Raw genomic sequence first — 13,027 nt, forward strand, 5'->3', positions numbered from 1 at the left:
AATCATGCCGCAGAGACGCGCTGCGCTTTAAGCCGCTCCTGTAAGAAGTCCAGAAACACACGGGTGACTTCGCTGCGCTGACGATGCTGCGGATAAATGGCATGCAGATCCAGCGCGCCGGGGTGGAAATCGTCCAGCACCCGCACCAGTGCGCCATACTGCAACGCCGGTCCGACGATGAATTCGGGTAATAACACCAGCCCGAGTCCGGCCACGGCAGCATCGCGCAGCACTTCGCCGTTGTTGCTGACAATCGGGCCGCGCACTTCGAATAACCGACGCTTGCCGTTATGATCCAGCTCCCAGCCGGTCTGCCCTTCACGGCCATAACGCAGACACTGATGTTGCAGCAGGTCTTCCGGCGTTTGCGGCGTCCCCATGCGTTCCAGATACTGCGGGCTGCAACAGATCACCCGTTTCAGTTCACCGAGACGGCGCGCCACCAGCGAGGAATCAGCCAGATTGCCGATACGCAGCGCAATATCAAAGCCTTCACCGACCAGATCGACATACCGGTCCACCAGATCCACCTGAAACTGAATCGCCGGATGCTGCCCCAGAAATTCAGCAATCAGCGGTGAAAGATGGCTGATACCAAATGACATCGGAATACTCAGGCGGTAAGAACCCTGCAACACCTGGCGCTTTTGCGACACCGCCCGTTCTGCTTCTGCTATATCGTCGAGGATGCGCTGCGCGTGTCCGGCAAACAACTGACCGGATTCGGTCACCGACAGTTTGCGGGTATTGCGGTTAAGCAGACGGGCATTCAGCCCCGCTTCCAGTGCGGCCATACGGCGGCTGACGTACTGTTTCGACAACAACAGCTGTTCGGCAGCAGCAGTGAAACTTCCGGCTTTTATCACCGCGACGAAAATACGAAGATCTTCTATCTGCATCACTTCTCCCTCTCTTTTGCAGGCCGCATTATTGTCAACTTAAGCGTGACAGTGATAGTCAAACCACCGCATTGTTGAGCAAATTAGTTTACGTGTATTCTCTGTTCATCGGAAGCGCAAACGCACTTCCTCCCTGACACACTGAGGAGTACACCATGATCGAACAACGTCTCTCTGAACAACGCGGCTTAGGTGACCACGGCTGGTTGCATTCCCGTCACACCTTCTCTTTCGCCAGTTACTGGGATCCAAAACAGGTCGGTTTCTCAGACCTGCTGGTCATCAACGATGATCAGGTGGCAGCGGGTCGCGGCTTTGGCGCGCATCCTCACAGCAACATGGAAATCATTTCTTACGTGCTGGAAGGCGCACTGGCGCATAAAGATTCAATGGGTACCGGCTCAGTGATCGTCCCGGGGGATGTACAACTGATGAGCGCAGGCTCCGGGGTAACGCACAGTGAGTTCAACCATTCCGGCGACGACAGCGTGCATTTCCTGCAAATCTGGATTGTGCCAGCGGAAAACGGCACCGAACCGGGTTATCAGCAGGTGTCTGTGCCTGAAGCGGACAAACGCGGTCAGTTCCGTCTGATCGTTTCGCCAAAAGGTGACGCAGGCTCGCTGACCGTTCGTCAGGATATGAAGATTTACGCCGGTTTCTTCGATGGCGCGGAACAGGCGACAGTTGATCTTGACCCGAACCGTTATGCCTATATTCATGTGGCACGCGGCAGCATTAAAGTGAACGGTATCGAGTTCAGAACCGGCGACGGTGCGCGGGTTCGTCAGGAAGATAAACTGACCTTTACCGACGGAGATCAGGCAGAAGTATTGCTGTTTGATTTGCGTCCGGTAGAAGTGAATCATCCAACCCGTTGATAGCAATGGTTCAAGCCTCCCCTGATGTGGGAGGCTTTTTTTTGGTATTAGCTGAACAGATAAAAACCCTAATTAAATCAACATTTATGCCCGTTTTTATCCGCTTGGTTTACGCTACCTATTTACGCTATAGTGGATTTGCTACGGCAAAATCCGTGGCCGGGATTTGCACCCCGGATGTCACAACGTCGATATATATAGTTTACGTTATATATCGAGGCCTTTGCACACCTGTTGCTTATTACGCTTTCGTGTAATATGCACGTCTCAATGGTGGCTCAGAGGGGGCAGTCTCCGGACTGGCCGGCATCCGTTGTGCCCGGTAGTGCAAACTCCGTCTGAGCTATCACCCCCAGAGATTTGCACCTCTTGTGGTAGCTATCTCATCGCTTTGCAACGGAAACTGCGAAATGACCACAAACTATCCACCCAAAATATCTTTTCCTTTTCAGGACTGGCACCCTGCCGACATTATTGCGGCACTGCGCAAAAAAGGTACCACTCTGGCCGCAGTATCACGCGCGGCAGGGTTGGGTTCATCCACTTTGTCAAATGCCTTGTCCCGCCCGTGGCCAAAAGGCGAATTGCTGATCGGTCAGGCAATTGGAGTTCCTCCCTCCACGATTTGGCCTAGTCGTTACTTTAATCCAGTCACAATGGAGTTTGTTGATAGGCCCTTAAGGCCTGCATACAAAAGAGCGGCTACCTCTGAATAGCGGGTTAATCCAGGGCGCAGCAAGTGCGCCCTTCTTCGGATATCAGGTTTTGCAGGTGGGGAACCAGGGGCGCTTTTAAAATCGAATTCAGTTTCAAGGTCGTGGGCTCGCAGCCCACACTGACCCAAAGGGTTTTAAACGAAACCTTTGGAATCCCGCGTTTTTTAACTGCGCGCTTATGCTCGCTGGCCATGTTTCTGGTGCCGCAGCGATAGCCGTTGGGGGATACTGGAGCCGCTATTTAACGGCGGGGTATGATGCTGAAGGTCAGGCAGGATAACATCAGTAACAAAGTGCAGCGCGGCGGCATCTCTCAAGGATCAGCCGCCGGTTATGTGTGAACATTACTCGTAGGTGACGGTGAAGTTCGCTACGGCGTTAGCGATACCCGGTTTGATGGTATCGGCAGTTTGTATATAGGCGGCGGTCAGTGGAATGTTAAATGCACCTTGTTCGGTGGCCTGTGCCACAAACAGCGTCTTGTTAAGTTCAACCGGCGTGCTGTTTAGTTTTAGCTGAATGCCTACACCTTCTGATCCGCCCGCCGTCAGGTCAATGATGCCGTTGCCTTCTGATGACTTCGCATCAAAATTGATATTCACCTTGGTTCCCGCGCTGCATTGCAGTGGAATATTGATATTTTGGGGTTTCAGCGTTGAGTTTTTGCCCTGAAAATCTTCTTTCATCACATCGCCCATTGACACAGGGATTGCACTGGAACCGGTAATTTCGCACGAAGATTGCTTAATATTGACCGAGCCTATATTCACAGTAAATACCTGCTTTGTCCCTGCGCTGTCTTTCATCTCAATGGTGGCTAACTTCCCTGGTGTCATAGGACCGGGGACAATATCCCCTGTTTTAACGAATTCTACGTCAATTACCTGCAGATTAACCGGGCTCGAACCGTCTCCGTTACCATTGGTCTGATTAGCCCCCGTAGACAGCGTGGCACCGCCTATCGCGAGCCGGATACCCACGCCCTCGACACCGCTTTTAAATATCGTGGAGATGGCTGAAGGGTAGACAGCGGTATTCACTGTTTTCGTCATTTGATACTCGCCAGAGCAATTCTCAGCCACTCTATAGGGTTGACTATAAGTCATTCCCCCGATGACGAAGCCAGTTGGCCAGTCCTGCTGCGAGGTAAAGTCAGCGTTCAAAATGAGCTGCGGCTCTGTGGTTGGGTAAGTACACACCCCCAGCGCCATGGCGTTATTCACGCCCCCGACCAATAACACGACAGCCAGAAGTGTTCGTAGCCCGCTTTTGCCGGAGCCGATTTTTCTTAAAATATTGCAGAAATTCTTCATGTTACTTCCTCATGCCTTAGTGGCATTGCGCCGTAATTTGTTTAATCAGCGCAGACGGGTCACTGGCATTGCTGCCGGCCAGCGTGTAAGCACCTTTACACTGCTCGTTGCTGCCGTTGCCCCATTTCGCCATGATGTTGCCGGTTTCCGGCAGGCCGGTCAGGTACACTTCGCCGTTGTCACTGACAATGCCGGTGACGGTGCTGTCGTTGTCCAGCAGGCTGACCGTGGCACCAAATGGCACCGGTTTACCCAGGAACAGCATCTGCACTAAGGCACGCTGACCGACGCGGGTTTTGAAGTCCGCACGCACAACCGCGCCGCGGGTTGGGATCACCGTCTGGGTGTTCATGTCCATATCCACGTCGTCAGCAAAGCTTTCGGTTTCCAGCGTCACGCTGTTTTTACGGTATGGCTGGGCAAAAGGCACGACCGCATAGCCACGCCAGTCGGTATGGACACCGCTGTTGTTTTCGACATCAACGTCATCGGCTCCCGGTGCTTTCACCAGCGCGATGGTATCGCCCAGCGGTTGTGACAGCGTGATGCCGTTTTCGTGGATCAGTACGCCGCCCTGAAGGCCGTAGCTCCACTGGCGGGTATCCTGGTCATAGCTGTAACCGAGATTGCCTTCACCGGAGCCGCCTTTGTAATCCATGCTGGCATTACCGGACGCGCCGTTGCCCTGATTTTCATACCCCTGCTGCGCGGAATAACTCAGGTTTTTATCATCCAGCAAGGTGCCGCTGATACCGGCCTGCTGAATGGTGGAACCATGGCGTTTGCTGCTCATGCTGTACGTTGCCCATGTGCCGGATGGCCCCATGAACTTATCGAGCGGCACGGACATGTTGAAGGCAAACACCTGATCGGCCTCGGTCATGCCCGGATTTTTCGAGTAGTTGTAGTTAAAGCCGTAGGAGATGCCGTAAATGCTGGTGTTGTAGCCGAGCTGTAACAGCTTCTCTTTACCGTCGCCGCCCCAGTAATCCTGCTGGCTGCCGCTGACATAAATCGACCCGTAGTCGCCGATTGTCTGGTTGACGGACACCTGCATTTTGCTGCGCTGATTGTGCGAGCGGTTGTAGTTGTCGAAATCGTTATCGGTGTCTTTCTGGTAATCCTGCACGTCACTGAAGGCATAGTAGCCTTCGGTAGAGTAGCGGTAACCTGCGATTTGCAGGTTAGTGTCCGTTGCCTCGAAGTTCTTGGCATACATCGCCCGGTAGGACTGGCCTTTTTTGGTGCCCGGCGCATCATCAAACTCACTGGTGGCCTGGGTGGCATCAAATGACACGGCACCCACGGAACCTAAGTCAAAACCAACGCCGACGTTAGCCGCACGATAGTTTTCGGCATACTGCACGCCACCGTAAACGGTGGTGCGCGCGGTCAGACCATAAATATTAGAAACCTGAATAAAGTTCGGGGTCTCAGTATCGTCATTACCTGAACGATATTTACCCAGCGCCAGGTTGTATTTGAAGCGGCCTTCACGTTGTAAAATCGGCACTGAACTGGTGGCAATGTTGAATTTGGTGGTGGAGCCGTCAGATTCGGTTACCGTTACTTCCATATCGCCGCCGTAACCGGACGGATAGAGATCCGTGATGGCGAACGGCCCCGGCGAAACGTTGGACTGGTAGATCACATAGCCATTCTGCTTGATAGTGACCTGCGCATTAGACTTAGCAATGCCGCGCACTGTCGGAGCAAACTGGCTCATGGAATCCGGCAGCATCTGGTCGTCGGAGGCCAGTTGCGCACCGTTAAACTGGACGCTGTCAAACACGTCGGCGGGCGTGGAATACTCGCCCAGCGTCAGTTGCCCGCCCTGCAGGAACCGCACGTCACGCTGCACATAGGTATTAATCGATTCAAACTTGCTGGTGCTGGTGTCTTCGCCGCCGTGCGAGCCTTCAGTTTGCTGATTGCTGTAGGTCGAATAATTACGCAGACGCCACGCGCCGAGGTTAGCCCCGCTGCGCAGGTTAACGAAGTTACTCTTTGACTGACCGCTGTCGTCGCGCTGCGTGGTAGAGCCGGAATAGCTGTAATTCAGCATAAGGGCGTTAATACCATTATCCCAACGCTTTGGGTCAACCGAGTTGCGCGGACGTAGATTTACCCCGATTTGCGGTACGGTAATGTCATAACGCTTACGGTTTAAATCCAGATTTTCAGTGGCCTGCGGCACATAGGCGCTAAGCGGCTTGGTCAGTTTTGCATCAGGTGCAACGGCTTTCAGATCAGGGAATACGTCCAGCTTGACGCCGTACTCTGCCATCTCTGCGGGCGTGATCGCGCCATAAAGTTTACCCGGCGCATCCGGCAGGCTGACAAACTCAACGTTACGTGAGTCAACCTGCTGGTTGTTCAGGTAGATATCCACCTGATAGGTGCCGGGCATCTGCCCGCCTTTTTCGGCGAAATAATCCAGATTGACGTTTTCCATGTCACCGCCATCACCGATGGCCTTAAGCATTTCCGCGTTAAACGTTTCTGCAGAAAAAGCCAATCCGGGAAGAGATAACAATATGAAAAAGGATAAGGGTTTTAATAAAAAAGAGCGGGCAGTCGTGGTGCTTTTTAATGCGCCACTCTTTCTTTCTTCACCTTTTCTCCTGGTGCTGTCTTTGTCCCGATGATTTTTAATATTGTTATTTTCCATAATAAACAGACATTCCCGGTTTTAATCTTTCGACTTATTCAGATTGATGCTTTGGCTTTTTCGGTTAATCCGCCGAAGTCATTAATAGCCTGCCAGACGATGCTGTTTCCTGCCGGAGCATTATCGATATTCAAAGAAGACATTGGTGCTACCATATAGCCGTCCTTTAATTCCTTCCCATTTATATTTATTTTTGTAATATTCACATAATAGGGTGTCGGATTATTCACCAACAGAGAGTTAACAGTACGGGAGAATTTTATTTTCTGATAAGCACTGGCAACCACCTCTCTTTTATTGATACCAGTCGGCCGATAGAAGATCTTTATTCTGGTATTCACTGAAAATTGCAGTGAGTTTTTTTCTTTCGTGGCTGGTGGAATAGCTAGAGTATTTAACCAATATAAAGACTCCCTGTCCTGAGGTAATGTTGAGGCTGTCTGCGTAATACGCACAGCATTATCCTGACCTGGTTCAATACGAAATATAGGAGGTGTGACTATAAATGGGATTTTCTCACCTTTTACATCTGAACTCACCCAAGAGCGAATAAGATAAACGCTGGAATCTTCAGTATTTTTCAGCGATACTGATGTTTCTTTCATTGCGCCATCATAAATAACACGGGTCGCCCCTACTGAAAAACCGGCAAATGAATAGAATGGCGAAATTAAAAGCGCTGCTAGAAATATCGTTTTTACAATGTTCATATTTCTCTCGTCTTTTTCCTGAGATTATTGGGCTCTGCTTTCTTAGCCAAAGCCCAGCTATTTATATTGCTAATATCAGAAAATATTATTGATAACTAATGACATAAGTAATAGTGCTATTGATTGTACCTGCCACTACATTTTGAAAGGTTTTTGTTAAACCCATGGTGTACTTCAGTTCATTAGTCCCCGCAGTTAATGACTGCACTTCAGATGTTGCCATTGAGTTAGGGGTTACCGCTAGGCCAGTCGCATCCTTAATAACCACACCGGTATTGTTTGGCATGCCCCCAACAAAGGCTTTCGTAGCAGTATAGCCAGAAGCTGTACCGTTAAACTGAACTTGTGCAGCCACATCTGACGGACATCCATTCAGTTTGATAGTAAAGTCTTTCTCTGCAGCTTTTGTCGTTTGCCCCGCAGCGGAACCATTGATAGAACTGATAGCAACAGTACCAAAATCGACTGGCACAGTCAGGGAAGCTGCATCGATACCACATGTACTGCTAAGGATATTGCCACTAAACTGCAGGGTGCCTGTTTCAGCTGCATTCGCAGCATTCATTGAAAAGCCTGCAACTAATAATACTGCCAGGCTAATATGTTTCATTTTCATTAGGTTAATCCTTTATTCCAAATTTATTAAATTTTAATATCGACAGGTAATATCAGTTATACGTCAGAACAAATGTTGTGTTAGCGGACAAGGCACCACCAGTAATAGTGTCTGATGTTGATACTGCAGCCGCTTTTAAATTAATAGTTGCGTCATGGTTTTCTGCTGAAATGGCAACAGGTGCAGAGGTTTGACCCATTTTAATCAGACTATCATCGGCGTTATAAATACCTACTGCTACACCAGTAGCAATCGAATTTGCGTCTAACGCCACCAGTTCTTCATTAGTCGCGTCTTTCGCACCGTTGGCGACCATCATGACGTTATTCAGGCCTTCAGGGCAGTCGGTGATGTGGATGCTAAACGGCTCTTTAGCGGATGCATCACCAACAGCGGAGAAAGTGCTGCTTGAGATATCACCCAACAGAACGGGTGCAGTGATACTTGCGGCATCTACCTGACATGCGCTTGCAATTAAGGTGCCGGTGATCTGAATATTACCCGTATCTTCAGCATTTGCGCCCATTGCTGCAACCATACCGGCAGCCAGTACGCTCATTTTTACAAATGTATTAAGTTTCAAAATATTCTCTCCATCGTTGGTCTGTAAGTTAAACCCTGAATCCATAAGCAGGGGAGACGCATTATTCACATTGCAGCCATTGAAATAAACACAGTGAACTGAAACATTCATTCAGAATATTAAAGATTGTATAATTATTTGTGTTATTACATGTAATTAGATGGTAAAAAAAAATCCTAAATGGCATTTAATAATTTACCCACACGCCCCGATACTTGGAAATTACGCCGCAACTCAATATATTATAAAAATAAACCCAAGATCTATCCCTGTATAAATTGACTAAAATAAGGATGATGGATTTGTGCGTTGTTTTGATTTTTAAACGATTTTAAATATCACACGAATCTCATCCAATGGTTCAACAAACCATCGTTTCTTATACATTTAAGTGAGGAAAATATGAAACTCAATCACAACACAGAACGTCTTCATGCTATTAAGGGCTTTGATCTCAACCTGCTAACCATGTTCGAATCTGTTTATATCCATGGCAGCATCACCAAAGCTGCCGGTATATTGGGACTGACCCCTTCAGCCGTGAGCCAGGCTATTGGACGTTTACGTGATCACTTTTCTGATCCCCTTTTTGTCCGGCAGGGAAAAAACCTTACCCCTACCAAAACGGCAACTGGAATACATGAAAAACTCTTTGAGTCCTATGATAATTTATTGTCAAGTTTTCAGGAGATAGATCACCCGCTTGCCATTTCAAATATAGTGATTAATTGCCCACCCTATTTTTCTCTCACTATCCTGGGACCATTAATCAGGGCGGTCGAGAAAATAGCACCTGGCTGCAAGGTAGTTCACACTGCTATAGGAAATTCTCCGCAGGCAATAGATGACTTGCTGACTTTTCGTAAAGCTGACATCATATTTGATATAAATCCGCACAAAAATTTATCTCGTAATACGTTTTTGCTTTATGAGGAACCATTGATGGTGATACGTGCAAAAAATCACCCGAGAATTAAAGGTAAAACCTCCCCCGAAGATGTCATGAGGGAAGAGTTTACATTTATAAACAACGACAGTTTACTACGAATTAACTATGCTCAAAAGCTTGAAAAAAAAGTGAATATTAAAAGGAGAATTCGTTATTATGTCGGTTACATCGGTGCAGCAATGCCAGTCGTTGAAGCTACAGATACACTGGCGTTTGTTCCTGTCAAGGCATATGAAGAATACAAAAACCTATATGATATTTGTTCGGTTGATGTGGATATGGATCTTCCACGCATGCCGGTCTATATGGTTTATAACAAAACATCTTTAAATAATAAGTTATTCTCTGAGGTTATAAAATCTCTGGAGAGTATGTTTCCTACCTTGCATAGTTGAAGAGGGAAATACTCCCTGACTAACCAATGCCGCTATAGCACTTTAAAGGCGACATAAGTCGCCTTTTATGTTTTTCAAACACCAGTTAATCGTCTCCGGCTAAGATTCGCGCATATCTCGCCCGCCAACCTCACCTCCTATTCCATCTCCCGCAACTCCATAGCAACTATTGTTGTTTTACATCTTTTGTCCCTGACTTTAATAATCCCTGTTAACGACGTGTTGCGAATAAAGGGAAAAACGATGGGATACCGTTTAAGTTTGCTTGAAAAAAGTCCGCTGGATGAGCATGAAGATGCCGCAGGGGCATTACGCAGGACGCTGGAACTCGCCAAAAATGCAGAGCGCTGGGGCTATCACCGGTTATGGCTCGCGGAGCATCATAATACTGACAAACTCGCGATCTCTTCGCCGGAAATCGTGATCGCCTGGATCCTCGCGCATACGCAGCACCTGCGGGTAGGTTCCGGTGGGGTCATGCTGCAACATTACAGTCCGTATAAAGTGGCGGAAAATTTTAATCAGCTGGCATCACTTGCCCCCGGCCGTGTAGATATCGGCATTGGCAAAGCGCCGGGCGGATTACCGCTTTCGACCCATGCCCTGCAACACGCGGTGGATCCGGCACGTAAGGGCGATTTCGCGGAACAATTGCGTCAGCTCGACGACTGGCTTTCAGTGCCCGTCAGAGGCAAAGACGCCGATGCGCTTTCTGCTACCCCACAGCCGCCGCAGTCCGCCTCACGTTTCTTATTAGGTGCCAGCGAACAAAGCGCCCGTCTGGCCGCCAGTCTCGGCTGGAATTTCGTCTTTGCTGCGCACCTGAATGCCGACGAGCGCGATATTTCCAGCGCCCTTTCCGCTTATTCGCACGACAGTCACGGCAAGCGGGCGCTTCTGGCTGTGCCGGTAATTGTCGCTGATACCACCGAACAGGCTGCACGGCTGGTGGATAAAACGCAGCGGTATCGCGTTATCGCCAGCGACGGGCAAAGCGTCAACGTCGGCAGCCATGAACAAGTTGAGGCGTATCTGCGTCAGTCAAAAGCAAAATCTCATCGTATTGAAGAACGTCAGTCCGAAGTGTTGTACGGCACCGGTGAGGATGTTCATCAGCAACTGGAAACATTGCAGGCAAGGTACGGTGTGGAAGAATTTATCATTGATACGCCGGTTTCTCAGCCTCATGCGCGCCTGCGGTCCCTCGAACTGTTAGCCACGTCCAGCGTTGCGCTGGCTTAAGGACACACTATGAGCCACGTGATCCGCCTTGCTCAGGAATCAGAAGCGGCTGCGCTGCACAGCCTTTTGCAAAAAGCTTACGCGCCGCTGCTGGAACATGGCATTCATTTCACCATCACCCGCGCCAGCGTTGAGGATGTGCGGGATGTTATCCGCAATGAAACCACCTATGTGCTGGAAAAAGACGGCGTACTGACGGCGACGCTGACCACGCGTTTTCTGTGGACGCCTGCGAAAAATCATCTTGCGCCGTGGCCATTTGTCCACTGGTTTGCGGTGGCGGAACACGCCAAGGGTCAGGGTTTTGGCAATGAAATAATCCGTTACGTCGAAGAAACATTCTTACGCGACACGCTGAAATCACCGGCCGTGTATCTGGCGACGGCGGTAAAACATCCGTGGCTGACCGCATTGTATCAGCGACGCGGTTACGAGCCGTTTCATCGGGCGACCAATCCGCTGGGCGTCGAACTGGTGTATCTGCGCAAAATCCTCAATCAGCAGGCATTCGATGCCCAGGAGCAGGCGTTGCTGGTTCGCTCTGTCGCTGAATTACGCACGCTGGCTTAACGGCGGCTGAATAATATAATCTTAAGGATGAATCAATGAGTCAGAAAAAACAGTTACGTCTGGGTGCCATTATTCAGGGTGCGTCCGGAAATATGTCTGCATGGCGTCATCCGGATGCCGTCGCCGATGCCAGTATTAATATTCAGTTCTGCCAGCAATTAGCGCAACGAGCCGAACAGGCTAAGTTTGATTTCTTATTTGTCGCTGACGGACTTTATATTACCGAGAAATCTATTCCGCATTTTCTCAACCGTTTTGAGCCGATTACCCTGCTTTCAGCGCTGTCGCTGGTGACTCAAAAAATCGGTCTGGTGGCGACATTATCGACCTCTTACAGCGAACCGTTTACCGTCGCACGCCAGTTCGCCAGCCTCGATCATCTGAGCGGTGGCCGTGCGGGCTGGAACGTAGTGACCTCGCCGCTGGAAGGTTCGGCGAAAAACTTCTCCCGCGATAAACATCCGGAACATGACGAGCGTTACCGCATTGCCAGCGAATACGTCAGCGTGGTGAAAGGCCTGTGGGACTCGTGGGAAGAAGACGCGTTTGTGCGCAACAAAAGCACCGGCCAGTTCTTTGCGCCACAGAAACTGCACACGCTCAATCACCACGGTAAATACTTCTCGGTGCAGGGACCGCTGAACGTCGGACGCTCGCCACAAGGCCGTCCGGTTGTCTTTCAGGCCGGAGCATCAGAACAGGGCAAAGCCTTTGCCGCCGAAGCTGCCGACGCTATTTACACCCGTCAGGAAACCCCGGAACTGGCACGTGAATTCCGCCTCGACGTCCAGCGCCAGTTAGCAGAACACGGCCGTGACGCTGAGGACATCCGCGTATTCCAGGGTATCAGCGTGATTATCGGCGACTCGCCTGCCGATGCTGAACGCAAGTACCAGGAAACCGCGCAACTGGTGACGCTGGAAAGCGCGCTGGATTACCTCGGGCGCTACTTTGAGCATCACGATTTTGCGCAATACGATCCGGATGCTCCCTTCCCGGACATCGGCGATTTAGGGCAAAACAGTTTCCGCAGCACGACAGATGAAATCAAACGCAACGCTCATGAACACGGGCTGACACTACGACAGGCCGCGCTGGAAGCCGCCACACCGCGTCCGACCTTCTCTGGCACTGCCGAAGACGTCGCCGACGGTCTGGAACACTGGTTCACCTCAGGCGCAACCGACGGTTTTATCGTTCGTGGCGGTACCCCGACGGCGTTCGATGATTTCATCGACAGCGTGATCCCAATTTTGCAGGCACGCGGGTTATACCGGACGGACTATGAGGCGCAGACCCTGCGGGGGAATCTGGGGTTAAGTGAGCCGGAGAATCAATTCACTGCTAAGAGTGTGCATTCCGATGCACTGACGGTTTAAGGTCAACACCTTGGGTTGCCGACCAAGCTGGCCTTCAGGTCAAGGTCAAGGTCGTGGGCGTCGGCCCACACCGACAAGACCTTGGGTTGCCACCCAAACTGGC

13 protein-coding genes are annotated in these 13,027 nt (G+C 50.2%); 7 read left to right on the forward strand and 6 right to left on the reverse strand.

The genetic code is table 11. The features are described 5' to 3' along the window. Positions 1-2 precede the first annotated feature (2 nt). The gene (locus UC15_RS12575; RefSeq protein WP_112288764.1) at positions 3-899 is read right to left on the reverse strand and encodes a LysR family transcriptional regulator; all 897 of its coding nucleotides are present in this window, start codon (positions 897-899) and stop codon (positions 3-5) included. A 155-nt stretch (positions 900-1,054) separates the two neighbouring features. Between UC15_RS12575 and UC15_RS12580 the strand changes: the two genes are divergently transcribed. The 3 genes from UC15_RS12580 to UC15_RS12590 all read left to right on the forward strand — a co-directional run bounded on the left by UC15_RS12580 (position 1,055) and on the right by UC15_RS12590 (position 2,496). Next, complete coding sequence (locus UC15_RS12580) at positions 1,055-1,780, forward strand: pirin family protein (protein WP_112288765.1); 726 nt, start codon at positions 1,055-1,057, stop codon at positions 1,778-1,780. Positions 1,781-2,038: 258 nt separating this feature from the next. Next, positions 2,039-2,122, forward strand: a complete 84-nt coding sequence (locus UC15_RS26250) for an ash family protein (RefSeq protein WP_112288766.1) — start codon at positions 2,039-2,041, stop codon at positions 2,120-2,122. A 68-nt stretch (positions 2,123-2,190) separates the two neighbouring features. Continuing rightward, entirely contained in the window at positions 2,191-2,496 is a 306-nt protein-coding gene (locus tag UC15_RS12590; RefSeq protein WP_112288767.1) for a helix-turn-helix transcriptional regulator, read from the forward strand. Between the two features lie 344 nt (positions 2,497-2,840). Here the strand turns inward: UC15_RS12590 and UC15_RS12600 are convergent, their stop codons facing one another. From UC15_RS12600 to UC15_RS12620, 5 genes are all read right to left on the reverse strand, one after another. Beyond that, entirely contained in the window at positions 2,841-3,809 is a 969-nt protein-coding gene (locus UC15_RS12600; RefSeq protein WP_112288769.1) for a fimbrial protein, read from the reverse strand. 16 nt (positions 3,810-3,825) lie between these two features. Beyond that, positions 3,826-6,480 carry a fimbria/pilus outer membrane usher protein gene (locus UC15_RS12605; RefSeq protein ID WP_112288770.1) on the reverse strand — a complete coding sequence of 885 codons (2,655 nt, stop codon included), beginning with the start codon at positions 6,478-6,480 and terminating at the stop codon, positions 3,826-3,828. 38 nt (positions 6,481-6,518) lie between these two features. After that, positions 6,519-7,190: a molecular chaperone gene (locus tag UC15_RS12610; protein WP_112288771.1), complete on the reverse strand. Its 672-nt coding sequence runs from the start codon at positions 7,188-7,190 to the stop codon at positions 6,519-6,521. An 85-nt stretch (positions 7,191-7,275) separates the two neighbouring features. Further along, positions 7,276-7,806 (reverse strand): fimbrial protein, encoded by a 531-nt coding sequence (locus UC15_RS12615; RefSeq protein WP_112288772.1) that lies wholly within the window; start codon positions 7,804-7,806, stop codon positions 7,276-7,278. A 52-nt stretch (positions 7,807-7,858) separates the two neighbouring features. Further along, positions 7,859-8,458: a fimbrial protein gene (locus UC15_RS12620; RefSeq protein ID WP_157960982.1), complete on the reverse strand. Its 600-nt coding sequence runs from the start codon at positions 8,456-8,458 to the stop codon at positions 7,859-7,861. 333 nt (positions 8,459-8,791) lie between these two features. Here UC15_RS12620 and UC15_RS12625 point away from each other — a divergent pair, with 333 nt between their 5' ends. The 4 genes from UC15_RS12625 (at position 8,792) to UC15_RS12640 (ending at position 12,924) form a co-directional block, all read left to right on the forward strand. Continuing rightward, on the forward strand, positions 8,792-9,733 hold the full coding sequence (locus UC15_RS12625) for a LysR family transcriptional regulator (protein ID WP_112288774.1): 942 nt from the start codon (positions 8,792-8,794) through the stop codon (positions 9,731-9,733). Between the two features lie 243 nt (positions 9,734-9,976). Continuing rightward, entirely contained in the window at positions 9,977-10,975 is a 999-nt protein-coding gene (locus tag UC15_RS12630; protein WP_112288775.1) for an LLM class flavin-dependent oxidoreductase, read from the forward strand. Positions 10,976-10,984: 9 nt separating this feature from the next. Beyond that, a complete protein-coding gene (locus UC15_RS12635; RefSeq protein ID WP_112288776.1) occupies positions 10,985-11,545 on the forward strand; it encodes a GNAT family N-acetyltransferase in 561 nt (186 codons plus the stop codon). Between the two features lie 35 nt (positions 11,546-11,580). Beyond that, entirely contained in the window at positions 11,581-12,924 is a 1,344-nt protein-coding gene (locus tag UC15_RS12640; RefSeq protein ID WP_112288777.1) for an LLM class flavin-dependent oxidoreductase, read from the forward strand. Positions 12,925-13,027 lie beyond the last annotated feature (103 nt).

This window comes from Rahnella sp. AN3-3W3 (assembly GCF_003263545.1).
Lineage (GTDB): Bacteria > Pseudomonadota > Gammaproteobacteria > Enterobacterales > Enterobacteriaceae > Rahnella > Rahnella variigena.

Excerpts from the sequence above, each read along its gene's own strand:
- UC15_RS12575 (WP_112288764.1), bottom strand. The coding sequence starts at position 899 with ATGCAGATAGAAGATCTTCGTATTTTCGTCGCGGTGATAAAAGCCGGA.
- UC15_RS12580 (WP_112288765.1), top strand. The coding sequence starts at position 1,055 with ATGATCGAACAACGTCTCTCTGAACAACGCGGCTTAGGTGACCACGGC.
- UC15_RS26250 (WP_112288766.1), top strand. The coding sequence starts at position 2,039 with ATGCACGTCTCAATGGTGGCTCAGAGGGGGCAGTCTCCGGACTGGCCG.
- UC15_RS12590 (WP_112288767.1), top strand. The coding sequence starts at position 2,191 with ATGACCACAAACTATCCACCCAAAATATCTTTTCCTTTTCAGGACTGG.
- UC15_RS12600 (WP_112288769.1), bottom strand. The coding sequence starts at position 3,809 with ATGAAGAATTTCTGCAATATTTTAAGAAAAATCGGCTCCGGCAAAAGC.
- UC15_RS12605 (WP_112288770.1), bottom strand. The coding sequence starts at position 6,480 with ATGGAAAATAACAATATTAAAAATCATCGGGACAAAGACAGCACCAGG.
- UC15_RS12610 (WP_112288771.1), bottom strand. The coding sequence starts at position 7,190 with ATGAACATTGTAAAAACGATATTTCTAGCAGCGCTTTTAATTTCGCCA.
- UC15_RS12615 (WP_112288772.1), bottom strand. The coding sequence starts at position 7,806 with ATGAAAATGAAACATATTAGCCTGGCAGTATTATTAGTTGCAGGCTTT.
- UC15_RS12625 (WP_112288774.1), top strand. The coding sequence starts at position 8,792 with ATGAAACTCAATCACAACACAGAACGTCTTCATGCTATTAAGGGCTTT.
- UC15_RS12630 (WP_112288775.1), top strand. The coding sequence starts at position 9,977 with ATGGGATACCGTTTAAGTTTGCTTGAAAAAAGTCCGCTGGATGAGCAT.
- UC15_RS12635 (WP_112288776.1), top strand. The coding sequence starts at position 10,985 with ATGAGCCACGTGATCCGCCTTGCTCAGGAATCAGAAGCGGCTGCGCTG.
- UC15_RS12640 (WP_112288777.1), top strand. The coding sequence starts at position 11,581 with ATGAGTCAGAAAAAACAGTTACGTCTGGGTGCCATTATTCAGGGTGCG.